This window comes from Patulibacter defluvii (assembly GCF_034096925.1).
GTDB classification, from domain to species: Bacteria; Actinomycetota; Thermoleophilia; order Solirubrobacterales; family Solirubrobacteraceae; genus Patulibacter; species Patulibacter defluvii.
On sequence record NZ_JAWZSQ010000012.1, the window covers coordinates 113,946 to 139,173 of the forward strand.

The following is a 25,228-nucleotide window of genomic DNA, read 5'->3' on the forward strand; positions in this document are numbered from 1 at the left end:
CTTGCCGGCCGTGACCGACCGCCTGCAGCTCCGGACCGCCCGCACCCTGCTGCGCCCGTGGCGGGACGAGGACGAGCCGGCGATGCAGGCGATCAACCGCGACCCGCAGGTGACCCGCTACCTGAACCGGCCGGTCGACGCGGCGACGGTCGCCGGCTTCCACGCCGCCGTCCAGGCCCACTGGGCCGCCCACGGCTTCGGCGCCTGGGCGGTCGAGTCGCGCGAGCCGGGCCGCGAGGGCGCGTTCCTGGGCTTCGTCGGGATCGCCTTCCCCGCGTTCCTGCCGGCGGTCGCCGCGCGGCCCGAGCTGGGCTGGCGGCTGGCCCGCGAGCACTGGGGCCGCGGCCTGGCCACCGAGGCGGCCCACGCCGCCCGCGCCGACGCCCACGAGCGCTGCGGCCTGGACGCGCTGATCTCGATCATCCATCCCGAGAACCGCGGCTCGCAGCGGGTGGCGGAGAAGCTGGGGATGACCGTCGAGCGCCAGGTCCACAACCCGGTGATCGACCGCCTGGTCGACGTCTGGGCCCAGCCGCTGCCGGCCGCCCAGTAGCCTCGCGCCGTGGCCGCCGCCGACGACCTGCCGCTGATCCCGTTCGCCACGCCGGCCGAGTGGGACGCCTGGCTCGACGAGCACGCGGAGACCGCCGACGGGGTCTGGATCAAGATCGCCAAGAAGGGCACCGGCGTTCCCTCGGTGGTCTGGGCGGAGGCGGTCGAGGTGGCGCTCGCCCACGGCTGGATCGACGGCCAGGCGCGCTCGATCGACGAGCGCTGGTACCAGCAGCGGTTCACGCCCCGCCGCGCCCGCAGCCGCTGGTCGAAGATCAACCGTGCGACCGCCGAGCGGCTGATCGCCGCCGGCACCATGCGGCCCGCCGGCCTGCGCGCGGTCGAGGCGGCGAAGGCCGACGGCCGCTGGGAGGCCGCCTACGACTCGCCGGCGACGGCGACCGTGCCCGACGACCTGCAGGCGGCGCTCGACGCGCGGCCCGGCGCGGCCGAGTTCTTCGCCGCGCTCGACGGCCGCAACCGCTACGCGATCCTGCACCGGATCGCCGAGGCCAAGCGGGCCGACACCCGCGCCCGCCGGATCGAGCAGTTCGCCGCGATGTGCGCGGCTGGCGAGACGATCCACCCGCCGGCCAAGCGCCGCGCCGGCTGAGCCGCCGCACCCGCCGCCGGGCCTGCGACGATCGGCGGCGTGGCCCCGGACACGCTGACGCCCCGCGCGCTCGGTCGCGCGACGCTCGCCCGCCAGCTGCTGCTGGAGCGCCAGCCGCTGCCGGCGACCGAGGTCGTGGCGCGGCTGGCGGGGATCCAGGCCCAGGATCCGCGACCGCCGTTCGTCGGCCTCTGGACGCGGATCCCCGACTTCGCCGCCGACGAGCTGCGCGATGCGCTGGCCCGCGCCGCGATCGTGCGGGCGACGGCGATGCGGGGCACCCTCCACCTGCTGACCGCCGACGACTACCTGGCCTGGCGGGCGCCGCTGGAACCGGTCCTGCTGGCGGGCCTGCGGGTGCTCGGCGACCGCGCCAAGGGGCTGGAGCTGGAGCCGGTGCTGGCCGCCGCCCGCGAGCTGCTGGGGGAGGAGCCGCGGACCTTCGGCGCGCTCCGCGAGCTGCTCCAGGAGCGGTTCCCGGAGGTCAACGAGCGGGCGCTCGGGTTCGCGACCCGGATGGGGCTGCCGCTGGTGATGGTGCCGACCGAGGACCGCTGGTCGTTCCCGCGCGACAGCCGCTTCGCGCTCGCCGAGGAGCGGATCGGCCGCGCGCCCGCGGCCGACGACGACCGCCGCGAGCTGGTCCGCCGCTACCTGGCCGCCTTCGGCCCGGCCTCGGTCGCCGACGCCCAGACCTGGTCGGCCAGCAAACCGCTGAAGGAGGTCTTCGAGCAGCTGCGCGACGAGCTGGTCGTCTTCCGGGCCGGCCGCCGCGAGCTCTTCGACCTGCCCGACGCCCCGCGCCCCGGTGAGGACGCGCCGGCCCCGGTCCGCTTCCTGCCCGAGTTCGACAACCTGCTGCTCTCGCACGCCGACCGCACGCGGGTGATCGCCGACGAGCACCGTCCGCACGTCTTCAGCAAGAACCTGCGGGTGCGCGCCACCTTCCTGGTCGACGGCCTGGTGGCGGGCACCTGGGTCGTCGAGCGCAAGCGCAAGCTCGCGACCCTGCGGCTGACGCCGTTCGCGAAGCTGACGAAGGCCGTCCTCCGCGACCTGACCCGCGAGGGCGAGCCGCTGGCCCGCTTCGTCGAGCCCGAGGCGGAGGACGTCGCGGTCGTGGCCGAGGCGCCGGCGTGACCGCCGCCCGGGCCGGCGCGCTGCTGGCGACCGCGCTGCTGGCCGCCGGCGGGCTGCTCGGCTGCGGCGGCGACGACCGCCCGCCGACGACGACCACGACCACCAGCGCGACGACCACCACCGCCGAGCGGCCGGCCACCACCACCCGCGAGCGCCCGGCCGCGCCGCGCCCGCCGGCCTCGTGGACCGCCAGCTGCCCGACGCCGACCCCGTCGCCGGTCTACGGCTGCCGGGCCGTCCGCGGGCGGGTGATCGCGATCGAGTCGGTCGACCCCGACGGCGACGGCGACCTGCACGTGATCGCCCGCGAGGAGCTGCCCGAGGGCGGGGTCACGCTGCCCGGGATCAGCGTCCTCGACGTCCGCAAGGACCTGCGGCCGCGGCGCGATCCGCAGCGCGGCGAGCTGGTGACCGGCGCCGGCCCGGTCTTCCGCGGCAGCTTCCGCCAGAAGCAGGTCCAGGTCGACGTCTTCCGGATCTGGCGGCCGTGAGCGCGCCGCTGCTCGACCGCCGGACCCTGAACCGGGCCCTGCTCCAGCGGCAGCTGCTGCTGGAGCGCTCGACCGCCGGGCCGCTGGCCGCCGTCGAGCAGCTGGTCGGCCTCCAGGGCCAGGCGCCGGCACCGCCGTTCGTCGGCCTCTGGAGCCGGGTCGCGGACTTCCGCCACGAGCAGCTGATCGAGCTGCTGGAGCAGCGGGCGGTGGTCCGCGCGACGATGATGCGGGGGACGATCCACCACGTCGCCCGCGCCGACCTGCTGCGCTTCCGGGCCACGCTCCAGCCGGTCGTCGACCGGGTCCTGACCGGCGGCCGCCGACCCGAGGTGGCGGCGCTCCCCGACCTGCTGCCGCGCGCCCGCGCGCTGCTGGAGGCCGAGCCGCGGACGGTCACCGCGCTCCGTGAGCCGCTGGCCGCCGCCTACCCGGAGCTGCCGGCCGACGACCTGACGATGGTCGTCCGGATGCGGCTGCCGCTGGCGATGCTGCCCGAGCCCGAGCGCCGCTACGGCTTCCCCGGCAACGCGCCGCGGCTGACCCCGATCGAGCGGCTGGTCGGCGAGCCGATCGATCCCGACCCGCGTCCGGGCGAGCTGCTGCGCCGCTACCTGGCGGCCTTCGGGCCCGCGGCCGCCGCCGACGCCACCCGCTGGTCGGGGTTGGGCGCCACCCGCGCGCTGCTGGAGGCGATGGACGACCTAGTCCGCTACCGCGACGAGCAGGGACGGACGCTCTTCGACCTCCCCGGCCGGCCGCTGCCCGCCGCCGATGAGCCGGCCCCGACTCGCTTCCTGCCCCGGTTCGACAACCTGGTGCTCGCCCACGCCGACGCGACCCGGGTGGTGGCCGACGAGCACCGCCAGGGGCTGGTGACGAAGAACGGGATCGTCGCCGCCACCTTCCTCTGGGACGGGGACGTCGCCGGCACGTGGGAGATCGAGCGCCGCGGCGCCCGCGCGGTCCTGCGGCTGCTGCCGTTCGGCCGGCTGCCGCGCGCCGCCCGTCCCGCGTTGCGGGAGGAGGGCACCGCGCTGCTGCGGTTCGCCGAGCCGGACGCGGAGCGCTACGCGGTCGAGGGCTGAGTCAGCCGGCGGTCACGTCGCAGACCGCACGCTCGTAGCGGCCCTCGGCCAGGTCGTCGACCGGCACCAGTACGTGGTACGCGCCGCCGTCGAGGATCTCGACGTCGCCGCCGAAGCCGTCGTGAAGCGCCAGCAGCACCCGCCAGTCCTGCTCCTGGTGGGGGCCGTCCTGGTCCTCGCGGACCTCGCAGGCGCGCAGCCGCACGTCCTCGTCGACCGAGCAGGGCGCGCCGCTGACGTGGCTGACGGTGAAGGGGCGGATCCGCGGGTCGTCCCAGTCCAGCTCCTCGCCGTCGAGCCGCAGGTCGAAGCGGAAGTGGCGGTAGCCGTCGACATCGGGATCGGGATCGAGCACGTCGAGCGGGCCGAAGGCGTCCTCGTCGGCGGTCAGGAACGGTCGCAGCCCGGCCTGGTGGGCGGGCAGCGCGCGGACTCGCTCGTGGGGCGCCAGGTCGTCGCGCTCGTCGCCGGCGGCCGGCCACGGGTCGGGCAGCGGCGGCGGATCGACCTCGCGCGTCGGCGTGCCCTCGGGCGCGACCAGGATCGTCGCCGGCCCCGGCTCGCGCGGCTGGTCGACCAGGTCGGCGAAGATCCGCAGCAGCGCGCCGTCGTGGCGCCAGCCGGTCGGGTCGGGCCAGGCGTCGTCGAGCGCCGGCAGCGCCGCGCAGTCGATCGCGGCCAGGAAGGTCAGCGGGATCCCGCGCGGGTTGCGCGGCCACGGCTCGTCCTCGGCCAGCGGCGCCGGCCCGCCGATCCGCAGCGGGCCGCCGTCCTGCAGCCGCGCCCGCCAGCCCGGCCGGACCGCGGCCAGGGCCTCGTCGACCCGCTCCTCCGGCAGGTGGCGGAGGGCGATCTCGTGGACCTCGGCGGGCGACAGCACCGGATCAGGATCGCAGCCGGGCGGTGTCACCCCGGTTGCGACCGCGGGTACCTTCTAGACGTGACCCGCATGACCCGCACGTACCGCGCCGTGATGGCCGTCGCCACGCCGATCGTCCGCCACTGGGGCCGGCTCGAGGTCGTCGGCCTGGAGCACCTGCCGACCGAGGGCCCGGTGCTGGCGGTCGGCAACCACGACAGCTACTGGGATCCGGTGGTCGTCGGCGTCGCGGCCAAGCGCCAGCGCCAGATCCGGGCGCTGGCGAAGGCGTCGATGTGGAAGAAGCCGCTGCTCGGCCGGGTGCTCGACGGCATGGGCCAGATCCCGATCGAGCGCGGCAGCGGCGACACGGGCGCGATGGACACCGCGATCTCCGAGCTCGGCGGCGGCACCTGCATCGGCATCTTCCCCGAGGGCACGATCTCGCGCGGGCAGCGGTTGCGGGCCCGCAGCGGCGCCGGCCGGCTGGCCCTCGCCGTGCCGGAGACGACGATCGTCTCGGTCGCGATCACCGGCTCGGTCGACATCGTCCGGTTCCCGAAGCGGCCGCGGATCCGGGTCGAGTTCTTCCTCCCGAGCGGCGGCCAGGCGCAGCCGGGCGAGTCGGCCAGCGACCTGACCGTGCGGGTGGTGGGAGAGATCCGCGAGCGGGCCCCGATCGCGATCCCCGGCCGCGGCAAGACGGCGGCCAAGTACCGCGCGCGGCAGGCGGCCGAGGGCGCCGGCGCCGACTAGGCCGCGTAGCCGGCGTCGAGCAGCTCGTCGACGTCGTGACCGGCGGCGCTGGCCCGCTCCAGCGCCCGCGCGGCCGCGGCGGCCGCCTCGTCCTCGCTGTGGCGGTAGCGCCAGTAGCCGACCACGTGCGAGGCGTCGCGGGGGACGGCGCGGGTCTCGCGGACGTAGGCCCGCAGCGCCCGCATCACGGTCGCCTCGCCGGCGGCCCAGACCCCGACCTCGGCGTCGGTCGGCCACGGCCAGGCCCGGACCGCGTCGCCGAGCGGACCCAACACCGGCGAGCGGTCGCCGCGGTGGAGCCAGCGCAGCTCGATCCCCTCGGGGTGCTCCAGCGGCTGCTCCTCGGCGCGGTCGTGGACCTCGATCACGGCCAGGCCACGGGCGTCGGCCGGCAGTCGCCGGAGGAGGCCCGCGATCGCCGGCAGCGCGCTCTCGTCGCCGGCGATCAGCCGCACGTCGACCGGCACCGGCCACGGATCCAGGTGCCGCGGTCCGGTGATCCCGACCAGGTCTCCGGGACGGGCGCTGCGGGCCCACTCGACCGCCGGGCCGCGGCTGTGGAGGGCGACGTCGACGTGCAGCTCCAGCCGCTCGCGGTCGAAGCCCTGGACGGTGAAGGTCCGCATCGCCGGCCGCGGCTGGTCCTCGGGGAAGTGGATCCCGCGCTCGTCGATGGTCGGCAGGGCGGGGACGGTCGCACCGGCCGGCGGCAGCAGCAGCTTGATCCGCTCGTCGGCGACCCGGCCGCCGGTGAACCCGGCCAGCGCCGGCCCGCCGACGGTGATCCGCAGCATCCGCGGGGTGATCGACCGCCGGCGCAGGAACGGGACGACGTAGGAGGGGACGCTGGTCATCGGGAGGGCTCCTCGGGCTTGCTCTTAGGTCAGCCTAACAGGGAGTGGCGGCCGGTGGCCGGCGGCCTGGCCCGTCAGACTGCGGCGATGGCCCGCATCGCCTCGATCCTCATCGACGACTCCCAGTACGACCCGCGGTTCCGCGCGATCCTCGACGCCACCGGGCTCGAGCCGCAGGAGTTCGAGGGCCTCGACTACTACTCGTACCTGCCGTTCTTCGTCATCGCCGGGGCCACGATCACGCCCCAGCTGCGCTTCCACGGCGACCACTCGCACTTCGAGGGCGCCCACGTCGACGTGCCCGACGCCGAGGTCGAGATGTTCTACGACGCGCTCCCGCACGTGCTGGCGATGATCACCGAGGGCGGCTGAGACCGGACGGTCGTCCGCTGGCGGGCGGGTTGCTCGCCGGCCCGGCGCCGGCGGCCGATCTCGTCGGCGTGGAGCCGACCCGCACCGACGCCCTTCGCTCGCTGGCCCAGACCGCCGGGCGTCGACGGGCGTTCGAGCTGGCGCGCCAGGTCCAGGCCCGGCGCGGCGGGCCCGGCGACGAGCTGCTGGCGCGGCGGGCGGCGCGGGTGGCCGAGGCGGTCGAGCCCGACGCCCAGCCGGTCGCGCTGCTGCGGCCGGTGGTGGCGCGGACCCGGATGGGGGTCGCCGAGGTCTCGCTGCGGGCCGGCCTCGACCCGACCCAGCAGCAGGCGCTGGCGCTGCTGCAGCCCCGGCCGGGGGAGTCGCCGGCCGAGCACGCGGGGCGGCTGCTGCTGGCGCCGCGACCGGCGGGCCGGCTGGCCTGCGCGGTGCTGCGGGCCGAGCTGCGCGAGCGGCTGGCGCGCGATCCGGCGGCGAAGACGGTGCGGCGGGCGCTGCAGCGGCTCGACGAGGAGCGGCTGGCGCAGGACGACTAGCGGCCGCGCGGTCAGCGTGGCCAGCGGCCGCGCGGCAACCGCACGCTGACCCGGCGGCCGTCGTCGGGTTGGTCCTCGACCTCGAGCGTGGCGCCGATCGCCGCCACCCAGCGGCGGCAGCGGGCGAGCGCCTCGGCCGGACCGTCCTGCTCGGCGCCGTCGTCGAAGACCCGGATCGTGACCGCGTCGTCGGTCGCCGCGACCCGGATCGCGACGTGGCGGGCGTCGCGCTCGCGGCCGGCGTGGCGGGCCAGGTCGCGGACGATCGTCAGCAGCACCGGGCGCAGCAGCGGATCGATCGGGCCGGAGACCTGGGCGACGACCAGCGCCTGCTCGCCGTCGACCTGCTGCTCGGCGGTGTCGCGGACCGCGTCGTCGAACGGCTGGTCGCGGGGGTCGCGGCCGCCGAGCGTCTCGACGCTCGCCCGCAGCCGCTCGAGGCCGGTGTCGAGGTGGTCGGTCGCCAGCCGCCACGTGGCGTTCTCGGGCGCCTCGCCGATGTCCTGGCGGACGGCCAGGAGGATCTGCATCAGGTCGTCGTGGAGGCGGGTGGCGACGTCGTGCCGCTGGCGGACCTCGCTGGCCAGGACCTCGGTCATCAGCTCGTCGAGGGCGCGCGAGAGGGCGCCGATCTGGTCCATCCGCCGGCGGTACTCCTCGGCCACCAGCGCTCCGGCGAGGCCGGCGCAGGCGGTGGTGGCGGCGACCAGGGCCAGGCGGCCGAGCGGATCGCCCCCCGGCGCGGCGCCGCCGGCGGCCCAGACGGTGGTCGCGCCGGCGACGGCGACGGCCGAGATCGCGGCGACCAGCGCGGGCGAGACCCGCAGCAGCGCCAGCCCGACCGGGATCAGCGGCAGCACCAGCATCGCCGGCGAGAGGATCCCGCCCGAGACGTGGGCCAGCAGGGCGAGGACGAGCGCGTCGCCGAGCCCGCGGAGGGCCAGTGGCCACGAGGCCCGGGCCGACCAGCGGAGGACGAACGCGGCGCTCAGCAGCTCCCAGGCGAGGATCCCGCCGCCGATCGCCGCCGGTGAGCGGCTGAGCGGCTGGTCGCCGAGCGCCAGCAGCAGCACCACGATCGCGGCCACCAGCAGGTGGCCGGCGACCTCGGGCAGGCCGCTGACCGCCCCGCGCGCGGGCGTCGGTCCCGGCCCGTCGCTCGACCGTGGCCGGCGGCGAAGGGCGCGGGAGGGCAGGTGCGTCTCGGCGGCGTCGAGCATCGGCGTCGCCTGGATCATGGCGGACGTGGACACCGCACGCGACGGCGGGTCGGCCGTCCGTCGTGGTTGTCGGGAGCGGGTCGGGCCCGCTCCGGCCTAGTGCAGCCGTTCCCCCGTGGCGGTCCGCGCCTGGGACCGCTCGTGGCCCCGGACCGCGGCCTGGAAGAGCCAGCGGTCGATCTTGCCCTGGTAGACCGGGACGCCGAGCCTGATGCAGGTGGCGATGATCTCGGTCCGCTCGACGCCGTGGGCGTCGGCGAGTTCCTCGGGGGTGAGGTGGTTGGCCAACAGGGGCCTCCTTGGAGCGGGTGGTCGCTTCCCCCGCTCTTGTACCAACCGCGGTCGGGGCGGCGCAACCGCAGTGCCGGCTTCGGGCAGCCGTGCGGGGTCGGCGGGGCGGGGCGGCGGGCCGGCGGGTCCGCGGCCGGCGGCCCGCGGCCGGCGGCGCGCGTCGCGTGGCGGATGACACCCGCACGCCGGGGGTCAGCCGCCACGCGAGCCGGGGGGCGGCGGGGGGCGGGTGGTCAGTCGAAGAGCGAGGCCTGGTCGTACTGCCACGCGCCCTCGAGGGCCAGCAGCCGGCGCTTGGTGTCGGCGCCGCCGGGGGCCGAGAAGCCGCCGATCCGCCCGTCCGAGCCGACGACCCGGTGGCAGGGCACGACGATCGGGAACGGGTTGGCTCCGAGCGCCTGGCCGACGGCCTGGGCCGCGCCGGGATCGCCGAGCTGGGCGGCGACCTCGCCGTAGGTCAGCGTCCGGCCCGGCGGGATCGCGAGCGCGGCGGCGTAGACCCGGCGGTGGAAGGGTGGTAGCGCCCCGTCGTCGAAGCGGACGTCGCGGAAGTCCGCGGGCCCGCCGGCCAGCAGCGCCTCGATCCGCTCGATCACCGACCGCAGGGCCGCGGGCGGCGCGGCGGCCGCGGCCGCGGGCCAGTGCCGGGCCGCGTAGCGCTCCACGGCCTGCTCGTCGCGGCCGGGCAGGGCGACGCCGGCGATCGCCTCACCAGCGGTCCAGGCGATCGCGCAGCGGCCGAGGGCGGTGTCGAAGAGGGCGTAGGCGACGGCGGACATGGGACCCGGAGCAAGCATCCCACCGCGGTCGGCCGGTACGGCGGTCACGGACCGGCCGGACGCGGCCGCACCTCAGGGCCGCAGCCCGAAGGCCAGCGGCGCCGCCACCGGCGGCGGGGGGACGTGGGCCACGACCGGCTGACGGTCCGGGGCCGCCGCGCCCGCCCGGCCACCGGCCAGCAGCAGGGCGAGGACGGCGCCGAGGATCGTCGCGGCGAGCAGCGCCAGCAGATACGGCAGCATCGGAGACCGTTGACCCATGCGGCGACCATAGCCGCGCCCCCGGGGAGGTCGACGACGTACGGACGATCGGTCGATGCCGGCGCCGGCGAGCCCGGAACGCGCCGGGGGCCGCGAATCGCGGCCCCCGGGAACGACGTCGGCGCTGCGGGCCGCGGCTCAGCCGCAGCCGGTGTTGTTGCCGCAGCTGGAGCACGTGTAGCACGCGCCCGTCCGCTGCATCATCCCGCCGCACTCGCCGCAGACCGGGCCCAGCTCGATGTCCGAGCCGGCCGCGACCACCCGCGCCGGGACCACCGGCGGGGTGTCGGTGGCCGCCGAGAGGGCCGGAGCCGCCGCGGGCGCGGCGCTGGCCGTCGGTGCGGGGGCCGGGGTCGGGGCGACCGGACCGGCGGTGTCGGCGGCCGGCGTCGCGGCCACCGAGGCCTGCCGCTGGCGGACCTCGTCGGTGCGGATGCCCAGCTCCTCCTGGATGTCCGCGCTCAGGAACCGGCTCGCGAGCCAGCGCATGAAGTAGTCGGGCATCGACTTGGCGAACGGGATCTCCGGGTTGGTGGTGATCCCCTCCGGCTCGAAGCGCATGTAGGCGAACTTGCGCACCAGCGTCTCGAGCGGCACCCCGTACTGGAGCGCGATCGAGACCGAGGTGGCGAAGGAGTTCATCATGCCGCGGACGGCCGAGCCCTCCTTGCCGATGTCGGTCAGGAAGATCTCGCCGACCGAGCCGTCCTCGTACATGCCGGCGGTGATGTAGCCCTCGTGGCCGCCGATCGAGAACTTGTGGGTGATCGACTGGCGCTCGCGCGGCATCCGCCGCCGCTTCGGGCCCAGCTCGGTCCGCAGCCGGGTCTCGGCCTCGGCGACCGCGCGGGCCACCTCCTGCTCGACCCGGGCCTCGACCTCGGCCTCGGAGACCGCGCCGTCGTCGGACTGGGCGTCGGTCCGCAGGGCCTGCGCCGTCTTCGAGCCGTCGCGGTAGATGGCCAGCGCCTTGACGCCGAGCCGCCAGGCCTCGATGTAGGCCTCGGCGATGTCCTCGACGGTCGCCGTCTTCGGCATGTTGACCGTCTTCGAGATCGCGCCCGAGAGGAACGGCTGGGTGGCGCCCATCATCTTGATGTGGCCCATGTGGCTGATCGCGCGCTCGCCGACCGCCACGTCGAAGACCGGCAGGTGCTCGTCGGCCAGGCCCGGCGCACCGACGATCGTGCCGTGCTCGTTGGTGTAGGCGACGATCTGGTCGACCTGCTCGGCCGAGTAGCCCAGCTCCTGCAGCGCCAGCGGGACCGTCCGGTTGACGATCACCATGTTGCCGCCGCCGACCAGCTCCTTGTACTTGACCAGCGAGAAGTCCGGCTCGATGCCGGTCGTGTCGCAGTCCATCAGGAAGGAGATCGTGCCGGTCGGGGCCAGCACCGTCGCCTGGGCGTTGCGGTAGCCGTGCTCGTCGCCGAGCTTGACCGCCTCGTCCCAGCTGCGGCGGGCCGCGGCCAGCAGCTCGCCGTCGTGCGAGAGCGCGTCGTCGATCTCGTAGGCGGCCTCGCGGTGCATCCGCATGACCTTGTTGTGCGGCTCGCGGTTGTCCGCGTAGGCCTCGTAGGGGCCGATCGCGGCGCTGACCTCGGCCGAGCGGCGGTACGCGCGGCCGGTCATCAGGGCGGTGATCGCGGCGGCGGTCGTGCGGCCCTCGTCGGAGTCGTACGGCATGCCGCCGGCCATCAGGTAGGCGCCGAGGTTGGCGTAGCCCATCCCCAGCTGGCGGAAGCGGCGGGCGTTCTCGCCGATCTTCTCGGTCGGGTAGCTCGACGGCCCGACGACGATCTCCTGCGCCAGCAGCACCACGTCGACGGCGTGCTCGAAGTTCTCGACGTCGAACGTGCCGTCCGGGCGGCGGAACTTCATCAGGTTCAGCGACGCCAGGTTGCAGGCGCTGTCGTCGACGTGCATGTACTCGCTGCACGGGTTCGAGGCGTTGATCCGGCCGCTGTTCGGGCAGGTGTGCCAGCGGTTGATCGTGGTGTCGAACTGGATCCCCGGATCGGCGCAGCGCCAGGCGGCCTTCGCGATCTCGTCCATCAGCTCGCGGGCCTGGTACTTCGGCGTCGGGACGTCCGCGATCTCGCGGTTGCGGGGCGTGGTCTGCCACTCGCCGTCGGCGTCGACCGCCTGCATGAAGGCGTCGGTGGCGCGAACCGAGTTGTTCGCGTTCTGGTACTGGATCGAGGTGAAGCCGTCACCGTCGATCGACATGTCGAACCCGGCCTTGGCCAGGGCCTCGGCCTTGTCCTCCTCCTTGGCCTTGCACTGGATGAACTCGAGGATGTCCGGGTGGTCGACGTCGAGCACGACCATCTTCGCCGCGCGACGGGTCTTGCCGCCGGACTTGATCGTGCCGGCCCAGGCGTCGGCGCCGCGCATGAAGGAGACCGGGCCGGACGCGGTGCCGCCCTTCGACAGCGGCTCCATCGAGCCGCGGATGTTCGAGAGGTTGATCCCCGAGCCGGAGCCGCCGCGGAAGATCCGGCCCTCCTTGGTGTTCCACCCGAGGATCGAGTCCATCGAGTCGTCGACCGAGAGGATGAAGCACGCCGAGCACTGCGGCGACTCCTCGAACCCGACGTTGAACCAGACCGGCGAGTTGAACGCGGCCAGCTGGTGGAGCAGGACGTAGGTCAGCTCGGCTTCGAAGGCGTCGCCGTCCTCCGGCGTGGCGAAGTAGGAGAGCGAGCGGCCCCAGTCGGCGATCGTGCCGGCGACGCGGCCGATCATCTGCTTGACCGAGTTCTCCCGCGTGGGCGAGCCGAGCTGCCCGCGGAAGTACTTCTGGCTGACGATGTTGGTCGCGTTCTGCGACCAGCTCTTGGGGAACTCGACGCCGTCCTGGCGGAAGGCGGGCTTCTCCGGGTTGCCGATGACGGCGTCGCGGATCTCCCACTCGATCTGGTCGAAGGGGTGCACGCCGGGCTGCGTGAACCGTCGACTGACGGTCAGCGCGTGCTCGCGGGTGAGGGGCGTCTGGGCGGATGCCATGCCGGTCGTGCTCCTGGGGCCGTGGTGACTGCGGGGATGAAGGTCTGACGGGTGCGCCGTGCGTGGCGCGGACCGACCCGGAGACACGAACGCCGGACCGCAGTCAGCGGGCCGGCGTGGCACAACAGGTCGGACGTATCGGTCTTGGCGTCGAAACCGGGAGGGGGCTTCCCGTGACGGTCTGCAGACCCTCCCAGACGCCTCGGACGGACGTCTTCGTCGGTCACGGGCGATGTGGGTGCGATGGCGACACCTCACCATTGCACGTCGGGGAGTCGTCCCCGCAAGCGCCGGGAAAACAGTGTCCACCCCGGTCGCGGAGGGGCTCCGAAAGTTGGCGCGTTTCCGCTCTCGACCTGTCGGTCAGCGACCGCCGCCGAGCCGCAGCCAGTCGCTGAACTCGGCCCAGCGGGCGCTCATCCGCCAGCCGGCCTCGCCCATCGCGTGGCCGATCGGCTGCAGCCAGCCGATTCGGCCGCTGGCGGTGATCAGGCCCCAGCCGAGCGCGGCGGCCAGCAGGATCGCCCCGCCGATCGCGGCCCAGGTCCAGGCGGCGGGCTCGGTCGAGAGCTTCGGGGTCGCGGCCGTCGCGATCAGCTGGTCCTGCGCGACCGCCGGCGCCGGCACCGAGACCGGGCCGGGGCTGGGCGTCGGGGCGGCGCTGGTCTCGGTCGTGGTCGTGGCCGTCGACTCCTGCGTCACCGGCGGGATCTCGGGCGATCCGCCGCCGGACTGGCCGCCACCGCCGCCTCCGCCGCCACCGCCACCGGACTGACCGCCGCCACCGCCGCTCGACTTGCAGGAGCCGTGGTCGGCGATCGCCTTGTCGATCGCGGTCTCCAGCTCCGGCGAGTACTGGGCGCTGTCGCTGCCGAGCTTGCGCTTGAACGCCTCCAGGTCGCCCAGCTCGTGCTTGCAGCCGTCGATCTTGCCGCTCTTGCGGAACTCGTCGCGGATCGCGTCCTGGCCGGACGCGGCGCCGGCCGACGGCGCCGCCACCAGCAGCGTCAGCAGCAGGCCGAGCAAGGCGAGCAGCCGCGTGGGCGCGGGCACGAGGCGGGACGCCGGCGCCCGGGACCAGGTGGGCGCGACGGCGGTGGAACCGGTCGACACAGCCCGATGGTACCGTCGTGCCCGCGCATGCACGCCGCCCTCCGAACGCTCCGGGAGGGGCGGACGGCGGCGGGGGTGGGGGTCAAGCCTTCGGTCGGCGGTCTGCTGCTCCTGGCCATCCTCGCTCTCGGCTTCGGCGTCGGCTTCTCCGGTGGCGGCTACGGCCAGACGGCCGCCGGCGTCTCGGTCGTCGGCGCCGCGCTGCTGGCCGTGATCGCCGCCGCCCTGATCGCCGGCGGGCTCGAGCGGATGCTGCCGCGCGGGGACGCCGCGCTCGGCACCGTGCTGCTGGCCGCGTTCGCGCTCTGGGCGCTGCTGACGACCGCCTGGAGCGTGCGGCCCGACGAGTCGCTGGCCTGGGGCGCGCTGGTCTCGGGCTACGCGGCGACCGTCTTCGTGGCCGGGGCCGCGGCCCGCGTCAGTCCCCGCGCGCGGCAGCTGGTGCTGCTGGCGACCCTGGTCGGCGTGCTGGCCTTCGCCGCGGTCGCGCTGGTCAACCGGCTCTCGCCCGACGCGACGGTGACGATCGGCGGGCTCGAGAACGCCCGCCGCCTGCGCGGGCCGCTCGACTACTGGAACGCGCTCGGCCTGGTCGGCGCGCTCGGGATCCTGATCGCCGCCCGGCAGGCGGTCGACGCTGGCCGCGGCTGGCGCTGGCGGGCGCTCGCGGGGGCGACGGTGCCGCCGATGGCCGGGATCATCCTGCTCAGCCAGTCGCGCGGCGCGCTGGTGGCGCTGGTGCTGGGGATGCTGCTGGTCGGCGTCTGCGGCGGCAGCGGCCGGCTGCGGATGCCGCTGCTGGTGGTGGCGTCGTTCGCGGCCGCGGTGCCGCTGGCGGTGACCGGCGCCGGCCGCGTCGCCGGCGACGCGGTGGTCGCCCACTCCGGCCGCGCCACGGTCCTGGCCGGCGCCCTGTTCGCGGTCGTCGCCGGCGCGGTGCTGGCGTTGGCGCTGCGGCTGCTGGAGCGGCGAATCGCCCCCTGGCCGGGACGGCGGACGGTGCGGATCGCCCGCGTCGCCGCGACCCTCGGCGTGGTCGCGCTGCTGCTCGGCGGCGTCGCCTTCAGCGTCCAGCAGGGCGGCGTCGGGACCGCGCTCGGCAAGGTCCGCGACCAGGTCGCGTCGGCCGACAAGATCGCGCCGGTCGCGGGCACCGAGCGGTTCCTCTCCGTCTCCTCCTCGAACCGCGCCGACTGGTGGGCGGAGGCGGTCGGCGCCTTCTCGGCCCGGCCGCTGGCCGGCTGGGGCGCCGGCAGCTACGGCACCGTCCGCAAGCGCTACCGCAGCGACTACACCGAGGTCGCCCAGCCGCACAGCCTGCCGCTGCAGGTGCTGGCCGAGACGGGCGTCGTCGGGCTGGTGCTGCTGGCGGCCGCGCTCTGGCTGCTGCTGCGGGCGGCGGTCGACCAGCTGCGGCGGACGCCACCGGGCCGCGAGCGGGTCCTGCAGGCGACCCTGATCGGCGTCGTCGGCGCCTGGGGGATCCAGGCCTGCGTCGACTGGGACTGGGACATGCCCGGGGTGACGATCCCGGCGCTGGTCGCACTGGCCGTGGCCGCCGCCGCGCCCGCGACCCGCCGCTCGCCGGTCACGACCGCCGGTCGGGTGGCGCCGGCGACGGTCGTCGAGGAGGCCGAGACGCTCGACCGCCGACCGCGCACCGGGCGCCGGATCGGCCTGCTCGCGGGCACCTTCCTGGCCGCCGTCGCGCTGGCGGTGGTGACCGTGGTGCCGATCGTCGGCGAGCGGCTGGCCGACCGCGCGCAGGACGCGACCGCCCAGGGCACCACGCCCGAGCAGCTGCGCGACGCGACCGGCGACGCCGCGCTGGCGGCCGACCTCGACCCCTTCAGCCTGCGGCCGCTCGACATCGGCCGCGCGATCAGCCAGCGTCGCCAGAACTACCTGGAGGCGCGGCGGCTGGCGCTGCGCGGCGCCGAGCGGCAGCCGGACAACCCGCAGGCGTGGATCGGCGTGGCCGAGGTCGCCGGCCTGCTCGCCGACCGCGACGGGATGCGGCAGGCGGCGCGGCGGGCGGTCGAGCTGGATCCGAAGGGCGTGCTGCCGCGGACGCTGCTCGGCGACGCGAACGGCCAGCTGGCGCCGCCGGAGGCCTCGGCGACCGCGACGGCCACCCCGCTGCCGGCGCCCTAGTCGCGCGCGGGGACGACGATCGCCGGAGGCGTGGCCGCCGTGCACGCCGGCCACGCCCCCGCGATCATCGGGCGCACGAAACGCGGTCGCCGCGCGAGCGACGCGGGCCCCCGCCCTCCGGACGGTTCCGGAGGGGCGCCCGCCGGGCGTGCGGCTCGGTAGCCGCGGCGCCGCGTGGGGGATCCGGCTCGACCGTGGGCGCGGTCGGGGTGATCAGCGCGAGGGCGAGTCGGTTGAACATGGCGGGGCTCCGGAGGCGGGACGGGGGAGGCGTCGCTCCCGCATGGTCGGTCCTGGCTCCCCTCCGCCACATCGGCCGTAGGGATGATCCGGGGTCGGCCGAGAGTCGGTGATCGGCGAGTGCCGGTCTGGGGGTTCGACCCCGAGCGGCGGTCAGCCGCCGTCGTCGGATCCGGGCTCGGGCGCGGGCGCGGCGGCGGGCTCGGGGTCCGGGGCCGGGTCGGAGGCCGGGGCGGCCTCCCGGTCGTGGGCGTCGCGCAGCCTCACCAGCTCGGCGACGGCGGCGTCGCGGGCCTGCTCGGCCTCGGCGATCCGGGCGCTGCTCTGCTCGTGGAGGCGGGCGACGCGGGCGTCGCCGTCCTGGGCCGCGGCGCGGGTCGCGGTCCGCTCCTGCTCGATCGCCCGCTCGGCGTCGGCCAGCCGCTGCTCGAGGGCGGCGACGGCGGCCTCGTGCTCGCCGACGAGGGTGGCGATCCGCTCCTCGGCGGCGGCGACCCGGGCGGCGGCCGCGGCGGCCTGCTGCTGGGCGGCGTCGCCGGCGTCGGTCGCCGACAGGGCCCGGCGATCGGCGTCGCGGCGCGCGGCCTCGGTCGTGCGGGCGGCCTCGAGCGCGGCCTGCAGCCGCCGTTCGAGGTCGCCGACCCGCTGCTCCAGCCGCCGCCGCTCGGCCTGGTCGGCGAGCGAGCGGCGGGGGTCCAGCTCGTGGCTCTGGCGGGCGGCCGACTCGCGGCTCTTGAGGGCGGCGCGGGCCTCGCGCTCGGACCGCTCGGCGGCGGTCATCCGCTCGCGCGACCGGCGCAGGTCCTGCTCCAGCTGGGCGATCCGCTCGCGCGAGCTGCGGCTGACGTCGCCGGTGCTGCTGCGCAGCCGCTCCAGCTCGCGCTCGCGCTCGCGCCGCTCGGCGGTCTCGCGATCGAGCCGGCGGCGGGTCTCACGCAGCTCCTGCTCGGTGGTCTCGACCGTCCGGCCCAGCTCGCCAGCCATCGCGCGGGCCTGGTCGGTCTCGGCGGCCGCGGCGACGATCCGCTGCTCCAGCTCCTCGCGGAGGGTCGCCAGCTCCTGCTCGCGGCGCTCGGCCTCGGCCCGCAGTGCCTCGGCCTGGCGGTCGGCCAGCTCCTCGAGCGCGCGCGCGTGGGCGGCCTCGGCCTCGTGCAGCCGGCCGTCGCGCTCGTTCTCGCGGCGGGCCAGCTCGCGCTCGTGGGCGAGCAGCAGCTCGTCGCGCTCGGCCTCGGCGGCGGCGCGGACCTCGCGGACCTGGCGCTCCAGCTCCTCGCGCGCGACCTCCTCGATCCGGGCGGCGTGGTCGTGGGTCTCGGCCGCCTGCTGGTAGGCGGCGTCGCGGTCCTGCTCGAGCGCGGCGATCCGCTGCTGCAGCTCGGTGATCCGCTCGTCGCGCTGGCCGGTCTCGGCGACGACGGTCTGGTCGCGCTCGGCGTGGAGCGCGTCGAGGTCGCGCTGGTGGGCGTCGCGCAGCGCCTGCTGCTGGGCGCGGTGCTCGGCGTCGAGGGCGGCCAGCCGCGCCTCGCGCTCGTCGCGCAGGTCGTGGAGCTGGGCCTCGTGGGCGGCGGTCAGCGCCTGCAGCTGGGCCTGGTGCTGCTCGTGGGTGGCCCGCAGCGCCTGGTCGGCCGCGGCGCGCTCCTGGTCGCGCTGCTCGGCGGCCGCCCGCTCGACCGCTGCGGCGGTCTCCTCGCCGACGGCCTCGGCGTGCTCGTGGACGGCGCGCAGCTGCTCCTGGAGGGCGGCGACGGCGGCGGCGTGCTCGTCGCGCTGGGCGGCCAGCGCCCGCTGGTGGTCGATCCGCTGCTGCTCGGCCTGGGCCTCGGCGGCGCGGGCCTGCTCCTGCCAGCGCTCGCGCTCGGGGTCGAGGCGGCCGCGGAGGTCGCGGATCCGGTGCTCGGTGGCGGTCCGCAGCTCGTCGAGCTGGCGGGCGGACTCGGTCGCCTGGCGGCGGGCCTCCTCGCGCTCGGCGTCGATCCGCCGGCGCAGCTGACGGACCTCGTCGGCGGCGGTGGTGGCGTCGCGGCGGGCGTCGTCGAGCTGGAGCGCGAGCGCGTCGCGGTCCTCGACCCCGACGGTCGCGCGGCGCTCGGCGTCGAGCGCGCGGGCCTCGGCCTCGGCGGCCCGCTTGGTCGCGTCGCGGGCGCGCTCCTCGGCGGCGTCGAGGCGGGCGCCGAGGGCCCGGACGATCTCGTCGGGACCGGCGCCGGCGGCGGCACTGGCCTGCTCGCGCAGCCGGTCGAGGACGTGGCGGGCCTCGTCGAGCTGCTCCTGGAGCTGCTGCCGCTGGCCGAGGGCGTGCTGGGCCACCCGCTGGGCCTCGTCGAGCCGCTCGCCGCTCTGCTCGCGGAGGCCCGCCAGCTCCTCCTCGAGCGCGGCGACGGTGGTGCGCTGCTGCTCGGCGTCGGAGGCGGTGGCGTCGAGCTCGCGGCGGACGCTCCGCAGCTCGGCCAGCAGCTCCTGCTCGACGCTCTCCTGGGCCTCCAGGCGGGCACGCAGCTCGGCGCTGGCGGTCTCGTGGGCGGCGGCGGTGGCGGCCTGCTGCTGGTCGCGGCGGCGGAGCTGCTCGGCCAGGCCCTCCTCGGCGGCCTCGAGCCCGGCGCGGGCGGCGTCGCGCTCGGCGACGACCGCGGCCAGCCGGTGGCGCAGGTCCTCCAGGGCGCCGTCCTGCTCGGCGATCCGGGCCGACATCCCGCCGGCTCGCTGCTCGAGGGCGGCGAGGCTGCGGTCGCGCTCGCCGAGCACGTCGGCGGTGGCGGCGGCGCGGCCCTGGGCGTCGTCGAGGGCGGCCTCGGCCCGCTGGGCGCGCTCGTTGGCGGCGCGCGCGGCCTCGGCGGCGGCGGTCCGGTCGCGCTCGGCGGCGGCGCGCAGCTCGTCGGCCTCGGCGCGGGCCTCGGCGGCGTCGGCCCGCAGCCGCTCGACCTCGGCCTGCAGGGCCTCGGCGCCGCTGCGCTCGCTGGCCAGGTGCTGCTCGGCCTCGGCGCGCTGCCGTTCGAGGGCGGCCTGCAGGCCCTCGGCGCGGGCGGCGGCCTCGCGCAGACGGCCCTGGGTGGCGTCGAGCTCGCGCTGGAGGGCGGCGCGGGTGGCGGCGACGGCTTCGTTGGCCTGCTCGCGGACGGCGTCCTCGCGCTCGCGGGCGGCGGCGACCTCGTCCATCGCCTGCCGGTGCAGCTCGCGGGCCTCGGCGCTGGCGGCCTCGAGCGCCTGGGCGGCGTCCTGTTCGTGGGCGCGGCGATCGGCTTCGGCCTGCTCGCGCGCCTCGCGCAGGGCCTGGTCGGCGGCGGCGAGCGCCTGGGCGTGCTGCTCCTGGAGGGCGGTGAGAGCGGCCTGGTGGGACGCGGCCTGCTCGGCGAGGGCCGCCTCGTGCTGGGCCCGCTGCTGGTCGAGCGCTTCGTCGCGGGAGGAGGTCGCGGTGCGGAGCGCGGCGTCGTGGCGGCCGTGGAGACCGGAGAGCTCGGCCTGGTGGCGGGCGGCGAGCGCTTCGAGGGCGGCGGCGTGCTCGTCGCGGAGGGCAGTGAGGGCCTGCTCCTGGGCGGCGGCGGCCTCGGCCAGCCGGCGGTCGGCCTCGGCGTCGCGGGCGACCAGCTCGTTCGCGTGCTGCGCGGCCAGCTGCTCGGCGCTGCGCTCGGTCTGCTCCTGGGCCTCGCGGAGGGCGTCGGCGAGGGCAGCCCGCTCGGCCTCGTCGCGGCGCTGCGCCTCGCGGGTCCGGTCCAGCTCCTCGCGGAGGGCGGCCAGCTCGCCGCGGGCGCCGTCGGCGTCGTCGAGCGCGGCGGTCAGCTCGTCGGCGGCTGCCTCGGCCTGCTCGCGGGCCCGCGTCAGCTCGGCGGTGGCGCGGGCGTGGGCCTCGTCGGCGGCGGCGACGGCCTGGTCGCGCTCGCGGGCGGCCTGCGCGGCCTGCTCCTCGGCGGCGGCGATGGCGGCGGTCGCGGCGCTGGCGCGGTCGAGGGCGACGTGGGCCGCGCGCTCGGCCCCGGCGGCCTGCTCGCGGGCGGCCTCGGCCTGGTCGAGGGCGTCGGCGGTGCGGGCTTCGGCCTCGGCGGCTTGGGCGGTGGCCTCGGCGACGCGGGCTTCGGCCTGCTCGATGGCGGCGGTGGCGCGTTCGTCGGCGTCGGCGGCCTGGGTGGTGGCTTCGGCGACGCGGGCTTCGGCCTCGGCGATGGCGGCGGTGGCGCGGGCTTCGGCTTGCTCGACGGCCTCGGCGGCGCGGCGATCGGCGTCGGTGGCCTGGGCGGTGGCCTCAGCGGCGCGGGCTTCGGCCTGCTCGATGGCGGCGGTGGCGCGTTCGCCAGCTTCGGCGGCCTGGGCGAGGGCCTCAGCGGCGCGGGCTTCGGCCTGCTCGATGGCGGCGGCAGCGCGTTCGTCGGCCTGGGCGGCTTGGGCGGTGGCCTCGACGACGCGGGCTTCGGCCTGCTCGATGGCGGCGGCAGCGCGCTGATCGGCCTCGGCGGTGGCCTGTTCGATGGCCTCCGCAGCCCGGCGGTCGGCGTCCGTGGCCTGGGCGGCGGCTCGCGCCTCTGCCTGCTCCACGGCCTCGGCGGCGCGACGGTCGGCCTCCGCGGCCTCGGCGGCGGCCCGCTCGGCGCGCTGCTCGGCGGCGGCGGCCCGGGCGGCGGCGTCGTTGCGCTCGGCGGTGCGCTCGTCGAGGGCGGCCTGGGCCGCGGCGACCGCCTCGCTCTCGGCGGCGGCGCGGTCGAGCGCTCCCTGCGCGGCGCGCTCGGCGACCGCGGACTGCTCGGCGGCGGCCTCGGCCCGGTCGAGCGCGTCGGCGGCCCGCTCCTCGGCCTCGGTCGCGCGGCGCTCGGCGGCGGCGACCGCGTCCTCGGCCCGGGCCTGGGTGGCCACGGCCCGGTCGTCGGCCTCGGCGATCCGCTCGGCCGCCTCGCGCTCGGCGGCGGCGGCCGCGGCGACCTGGTCGGCGGCGGCCTGCTCGGCAGCTGCGGCCCGGTCCTCCGCGGCGGCGAGCCGCTCGGCGGCGACGGCGGCCCGCTCCTCGGCCTCGGTCGCGCGGCGCTCGGCGGCGGCGAGGGCCTCCTCGGCCTGGCCCGCCGCGACCGCGGCGCGCTCCTCCGCCTCGGCGGTGGCGGAGGCGATCCGCGCGGCCGCCTCGCGCTCGGCGGTCGCCACGCGCTCCTCCGCCGCCGCGACCTGGTCGGCCGCTTCCTGCGCGGTCGCGGTCGCGCGCTCGTCGGCGGTGGCGCGTGCCCGCTCGGCGGCGGCGACCCGGGCGGCGGCCTCGTCGCGGACGGCAGCGATCCGCTCCTCGGCGGTCGCCAGCGCCTCGGCGGCACGCGCCTCGGCGGCGGCGACGCGCCCCTCGGCCGCGCTCGCGGCGGCGGTCGTCCGCTGCTCGGCGTCGGCGACCGCGGCGCGCAGCCGCTCCAGCTCGCGGGACTGCTCGTCGTGTGCGGAGGTGAGGGCCTGGTGCTCCTCCAGCGCGGCGGCCAGCTCGCGCTCGAGGGCGGCACGGCGCTCGGCGGCGGCGTCCTGATCCTCGCTGCGGGCCTGCTCCGCCTCCGCCGCGCGGGCCAGCGCGGCCTGGGCGGCCCGCTCGGCGCTCTCGACCTGATCGGTCGCCGCGGCCAGCCGGTCCTCCGCCTCCTCGGCGGCGGCCACGGCGGCGTCGCGGGCGGCGGTCGCCTCCTCGACCCGGGCGACGGCGGCCACGGCGCGCGCGGTGGCGTGCTCGGTGGCGGCCTCGGCGTCGCCGGCCCGGTCCTCGGCCGCGCTCGCGCGAGCGGTGGCGGCGGCGAGCTGCTCCGCGGCCTCGCGTTCGGCGGCCTCGCGAGCCGCCTCGGCCTCGGCGGCGCGCGCGGTCGCCTCGGCGGCGAGTGCTTCGACCTCGGCGATCCGGGCGGTCGCGGCGGCCGCCTCCTCCTCGGCGGCCTGACGGGCGGCGTCGGCTTCGGCGGCGCGGGCGCTGGCGGCGGTCGCCCGCTGGTCGGCCTCCTCGGCGAGCGCGGTCGCCTCGTTCTCGACCTCGGCGATCCGGGCCGTCGCGGCGGCCGCCTCCTGCTCCGCGGCCTGACGGGCGGCTTCGGCCTCGGCGGCGCGGGCGCTGGCGGCCGTCGCCCGCTGGTCGGCCTCCTCGACGAGCGCATCGGCCTCGGCGACCCGCGCGGCCGCCTCTTCCTCGGCGGCCTGACGGGCGGCTTCGGCCTCGGCGGCACGGGCGCTGGCGGCCGTCGCCTCGGCCTCAAGGGTGTCGACGCGGGTCGCGGCGGCCGCCGCCTCGCGCTCGGCCTGCTCCGCACGATCGAGGGCGTCGGCCGCCCGCGCCGTGGCCGCGACCGCCCGCTCCTCGGCCTCCTCGGCGAGCGCGGTCGCCTCGCTCTCCGCCTCCGTGATCCGGGCGTTGGCGGCGGTCGCCTCGGCCTCCGCCCGCTCGGCCCGCTGCTCGGCGGCGCTGACCCGTTCGCCGGCCTCGTCCACCGCGACGCTCGCGCGGGCCTCGACCTCGGCGATCCGGGCGGCCGCGTCAGCCGCGTCGGCTTCGGCCCGCTCGGCGCGCTGCTCGGCGGCGGCGACCCGCTCGTCTGCCTCGGCGGCGGTCGCCGTCGCCGTCGCCTCGGCCTCGGCAACCCGGGCGGACGCCTCGGCCTCCGCCTGCTCGGCGCGCCGCTCGGCGGCACCGATCCGCTCGTCCGCCTCCGCGATCCGGGCCGCGGCGCTCGCCGCCTCGGCCTCGGCCCGCGCCGCCCGCTCGTCGGCCGCGGCGACCCGCTCCTCGGCGACCGCGAGCTGGCTCCGGGCGTCGTCGGCGCGCTCCTCGGCCGCGGCGATCCGCTGCTCGACGTCGGCGATCCGGGCGCTCGCCGCCTGCTCGATCTCGCCGCCTCGCGCGACCGCGGCGGCGGCCTGCTGCTCGGCCTCGGCCCGGCGAGCGTCGTTCTCGGCGGCGCTGGCCTCGGCCTCGGCGACCGCCTGCTCCAGCGCGACGATCCGCTCGGCCTCGGCGGCCATCCGCGCCTGGGCCTCGGCGACCCGGTCCTCGGCCGCCACCGCGCGGTCGAGCGCCGCCGCGGCCTGCCGCTCCGCACCTTCGGTCCGGTCGCCGGCGGCCGCCGCCTCCTCGACCGCCTCGGCCGCGCGGCGACGGGCCTCGTCGATCGCCCGCACGGCGTCGTCGGCTCGCTGCTCGGCGGCCACCGCCCGCGCCTCCGCCGCGTCGCGTGCGGTCGCGACCTCGACCGCTTCGGCCCCGGCCGCCGTCGCCTGCTCCCGAGCCGCGGCCAGCTCGCGCTCCAGTGCCACCGCTCGGGCGACCGCGGCCTCACGGCCCTGCTCCGCTTCGGCCGCCCGGCTCTCGCTCTCCCGGACCTGGTCGTCCGCGGCCGCCGCCCGCTGCTCGGCCTCGACCCGACGCGACTCGGCCTCGGCCGCCCGCGCGTCGACCTCGCTGGCGCGCGCCTCCGCCCCGTCGGCGCGCGCGGCGGCCGCGGCTCGCTCGGCCTCCGCCGCGGCCGCGCGCCGCTCGGCGTCCGCGATCCGCTGCTCGGCCTCGCCCGCCCGCGCTTCGGCGGCCACCGCCCGCTGCTCGGTCTCCGCCACCTGGGCCTCGACCTGCTCGGCCCGCTGCTCCGCGGCGGCCTGTCTCTCGGCCGCCGCGTCGGCCCGCTGCTCGCTGGCGATCCGGGCCGCCTCGGCCTCGCTCGCGCGCCGCTCGGCCTCGGCGGCCGACTGGCGCGCCTGCTGCTCGATCTCGGCCCGGCGGACCTCGGCCGCGACCGCCCGCTCCTCCGCGTCCGCGGCGCGCAGGTCGGCCTCGTCGGCCCGCTCGGCGGCCTCGTCCGCCTGTCGCTCGGCGGCGCTCGCCCGCTGCTCGGCCTCCTCGGCCCGCGCCTCGAGCCGCTGCTCCGCCTCCTCGCGGGCGGCGATCGCCGCGGCGGCGCGCTCGTCCGCCGCGCTCGCCCGCGCTTCCGCGACCTCCGCTCGCTCGACGGCGTCCGTCCCGCGGGCCTCCGCCTCGACCAGCCGCTGCTCGGCCGCGCTCGCCCGGCCGATCGCCTCGGCGACGCGCTCCTCCGCCTGCGCCGCCCGACCTTCGGCCGCGGCGACCCGGCCCTCCGCCTCACCGGCCCGCTCCGCGAAGTCGGCGGCCTGGGCCTCGGCCTCCGTCGCTCGTGCGGTCGCCTCGTCCAGCAGGACCCCGGTCTCGCCGACCCGCGCCTCCGCCTCGTCCGCTCGCCGCTCGGCCTCACCGACGCGCGCTCCCGCGTCGTCGACCCGCGCCTCGGCCTCGGCGGCGCGGGCGAGCGCGGCGGCTGCCTGGCGCTCGGCGGCCGCGACCCGCTCGTCCGCGTCCTCCTGCTGCTCACCGGCCTGGCGCTCGATCCGGGCCTGCGCCTCGACCGCCCGCTCGGCGGCGTCACGTGCCTCGTCGCGCTCGGCCTCGAGCGCCGCCAACCGCTCACGCAGCGCGGCCGCGCCCGCCTCGGCCGCCGTCACGCCCTCGCGCGCCTCGGCCAGCTCCCGCTCGCCGGCGCGCCGCAGCTCGTCACGCTCGCGCTCGACCGCGGCCAGCGCCGTTCGCAGCTCGTGGCGGTCCGCCTCGACCACCTCCAGCGCGGCTCGGATCGCCGCCTGCTCCTCCCGCGACCGCTCCAGCGCCGCCGCGACCTGCTGCCGCTCGCTGCCGTCCGCCGTCGCCCGTTCGAGCGCCGCCTGCGCCGCCCGCTCGGCCGCGTCGCCGCGCTCGCTGGCCGCCGTCAGCTCGTCGCGCAGCCGCGCCAGCTGCCGCTCCGCCTCGGCGGCCCGCTCGGCCTCCGCCGCGGCCCGCTCGCGCTCCGCGGCCGCCCGACCCTCGGCCTCGGCGACCGCCGCCTCGATCGCCGCCGCCCGCTCGACCGCGGCGTCGCGGTCGGCCTCGGCGGCGCCGGCCTCCGCCGCCGCCCGCTCGCGCGCCG

At 77.8% G+C, this 25,228-nt stretch carries 18 protein-coding genes; 9 read left to right on the forward strand and 9 right to left on the reverse strand.

Going from position 1 to position 25,228, the window contains the following annotated elements; translation table 11 throughout:
• Positions 1-10 precede the first annotated feature (10 nt).
• From SH587_RS13785 to SH587_RS13805, 5 genes are read left to right on the forward strand one after another with little or no spacing between them, the layout of a single operon-like run.
• Entirely contained in the window at positions 11-553 is a 543-nt protein-coding gene (locus tag SH587_RS13785; RefSeq protein ID WP_320671208.1) for a GNAT family N-acetyltransferase, read from the forward strand.
• 9 nt (positions 554-562) lie between these two features.
• Entirely contained in the window at positions 563-1,165 is a 603-nt protein-coding gene (locus tag SH587_RS13790) for a YdeI/OmpD-associated family protein (protein WP_320671209.1), read from the forward strand.
• A gap of 39 nt (positions 1,166-1,204) precedes the next feature.
• Positions 1,205-2,305 carry a winged helix DNA-binding domain-containing protein gene (locus SH587_RS13795; protein WP_320671210.1) on the forward strand — a complete coding sequence of 367 codons (1,101 nt, stop codon included), beginning with the start codon at positions 1,205-1,207 and terminating at the stop codon, positions 2,303-2,305.
• Positions 2,302-2,796: a hypothetical protein gene (locus SH587_RS13800; RefSeq protein ID WP_320671211.1), complete on the forward strand. Its 495-nt coding sequence runs from the start codon at positions 2,302-2,304 to the stop codon at positions 2,794-2,796. The genes SH587_RS13795 and SH587_RS13800 overlap by 4 nt, the downstream gene beginning before the upstream one ends.
• Entirely contained in the window at positions 2,793-3,884 is a 1,092-nt protein-coding gene (locus tag SH587_RS13805) for a winged helix DNA-binding domain-containing protein (RefSeq protein WP_320671212.1), read from the forward strand. Before SH587_RS13800 ends, SH587_RS13805 begins: the two co-directional genes overlap by 4 nt.
• A gap of 1 nt (position 3,885) precedes the next feature.
• On the opposite strand, the gene SH587_RS13810 is transcribed toward SH587_RS13805, so the two are convergent.
• Positions 3,886-4,764, reverse strand: coding sequence for a DUF1963 domain-containing protein (locus SH587_RS13810; RefSeq protein WP_320671213.1), 879 nt, complete (start codon positions 4,762-4,764; stop codon positions 3,886-3,888).
• 69 nt (positions 4,765-4,833) lie between these two features.
• Between SH587_RS13810 and SH587_RS13815 the strand changes: the two genes are divergently transcribed.
• The gene (locus SH587_RS13815) at positions 4,834-5,499 is read left to right on the forward strand and encodes a lysophospholipid acyltransferase family protein (protein ID WP_320671214.1); all 666 of its coding nucleotides are present in this window, start codon (positions 4,834-4,836) and stop codon (positions 5,497-5,499) included.
• On the opposite strand, the gene SH587_RS13820 is transcribed toward SH587_RS13815, so the two are convergent.
• Complete coding sequence (locus SH587_RS13820; RefSeq protein ID WP_320671215.1) at positions 5,496-6,353, reverse strand: siderophore-interacting protein; 858 nt, start codon at positions 6,351-6,353, stop codon at positions 5,496-5,498. The two genes, SH587_RS13815 and SH587_RS13820, sit on opposite strands and share 4 nt — an antisense overlap.
• A gap of 87 nt (positions 6,354-6,440) precedes the next feature.
• Between SH587_RS13820 and SH587_RS13825 the strand changes: the two genes are divergently transcribed.
• Positions 6,441-6,725, forward strand: coding sequence for a hypothetical protein (locus SH587_RS13825; protein WP_320671216.1), 285 nt, complete (start codon positions 6,441-6,443; stop codon positions 6,723-6,725).
• A 68-nt stretch (positions 6,726-6,793) separates the two neighbouring features.
• Positions 6,794-7,261 carry a hypothetical protein gene (locus SH587_RS13830; protein WP_320671217.1) on the forward strand — a complete coding sequence of 156 codons (468 nt, stop codon included), beginning with the start codon at positions 6,794-6,796 and terminating at the stop codon, positions 7,259-7,261.
• Between the two features lie 11 nt (positions 7,262-7,272).
• Here SH587_RS13830 and SH587_RS13835 read toward each other — a convergent pair whose 3' ends face one another.
• The 6 genes from SH587_RS13835 to SH587_RS13860 all read right to left on the reverse strand — a co-directional run bounded on the left by SH587_RS13835 (position 7,273) and on the right by SH587_RS13860 (position 13,874).
• Entirely contained in the window at positions 7,273-8,514 is a 1,242-nt protein-coding gene (locus SH587_RS13835; protein WP_320671218.1) for a sensor histidine kinase, read from the reverse strand.
• Between the two features lie 63 nt (positions 8,515-8,577).
• Positions 8,578-8,769, reverse strand: coding sequence for a hypothetical protein (locus tag SH587_RS13840; RefSeq protein WP_320671219.1), 192 nt, complete (start codon positions 8,767-8,769; stop codon positions 8,578-8,580).
• A gap of 236 nt (positions 8,770-9,005) precedes the next feature.
• Positions 9,006-9,551, reverse strand: a complete 546-nt coding sequence (locus SH587_RS13845; protein WP_320671220.1) for a methylated-DNA--[protein]-cysteine S-methyltransferase — start codon at positions 9,549-9,551, stop codon at positions 9,006-9,008.
• Positions 9,552-9,623: 72 nt separating this feature from the next.
• Positions 9,624-9,812, reverse strand: coding sequence for a hypothetical protein (locus SH587_RS13850; protein WP_320671221.1), 189 nt, complete (start codon positions 9,810-9,812; stop codon positions 9,624-9,626).
• 138 nt (positions 9,813-9,950) lie between these two features.
• Complete coding sequence (locus SH587_RS13855) at positions 9,951-12,821, reverse strand: vitamin B12-dependent ribonucleotide reductase (protein WP_320671222.1); 2,871 nt, start codon at positions 12,819-12,821, stop codon at positions 9,951-9,953.
• 363 nt (positions 12,822-13,184) lie between these two features.
• Complete coding sequence (locus tag SH587_RS13860) at positions 13,185-13,874, reverse strand: hypothetical protein (protein WP_320671223.1); 690 nt, start codon at positions 13,872-13,874, stop codon at positions 13,185-13,187.
• 135 nt (positions 13,875-14,009) lie between these two features.
• On the opposite strand from SH587_RS13860, the gene SH587_RS13865 reads away from it, so the two are divergent.
• Positions 14,010-16,088, forward strand: a complete 2,079-nt coding sequence (locus SH587_RS13865) for an O-antigen ligase family protein (RefSeq protein WP_320671224.1) — start codon at positions 14,010-14,012, stop codon at positions 16,086-16,088.
• A gap of 393 nt (positions 16,089-16,481) precedes the next feature.
• Here SH587_RS13865 and SH587_RS13870 read toward each other — a convergent pair.
• Positions 16,482-25,228: hypothetical protein (locus tag SH587_RS13870; protein ID WP_375341766.1), on the reverse strand; the 8,747-nt coding region annotated here is incomplete at its 5' end.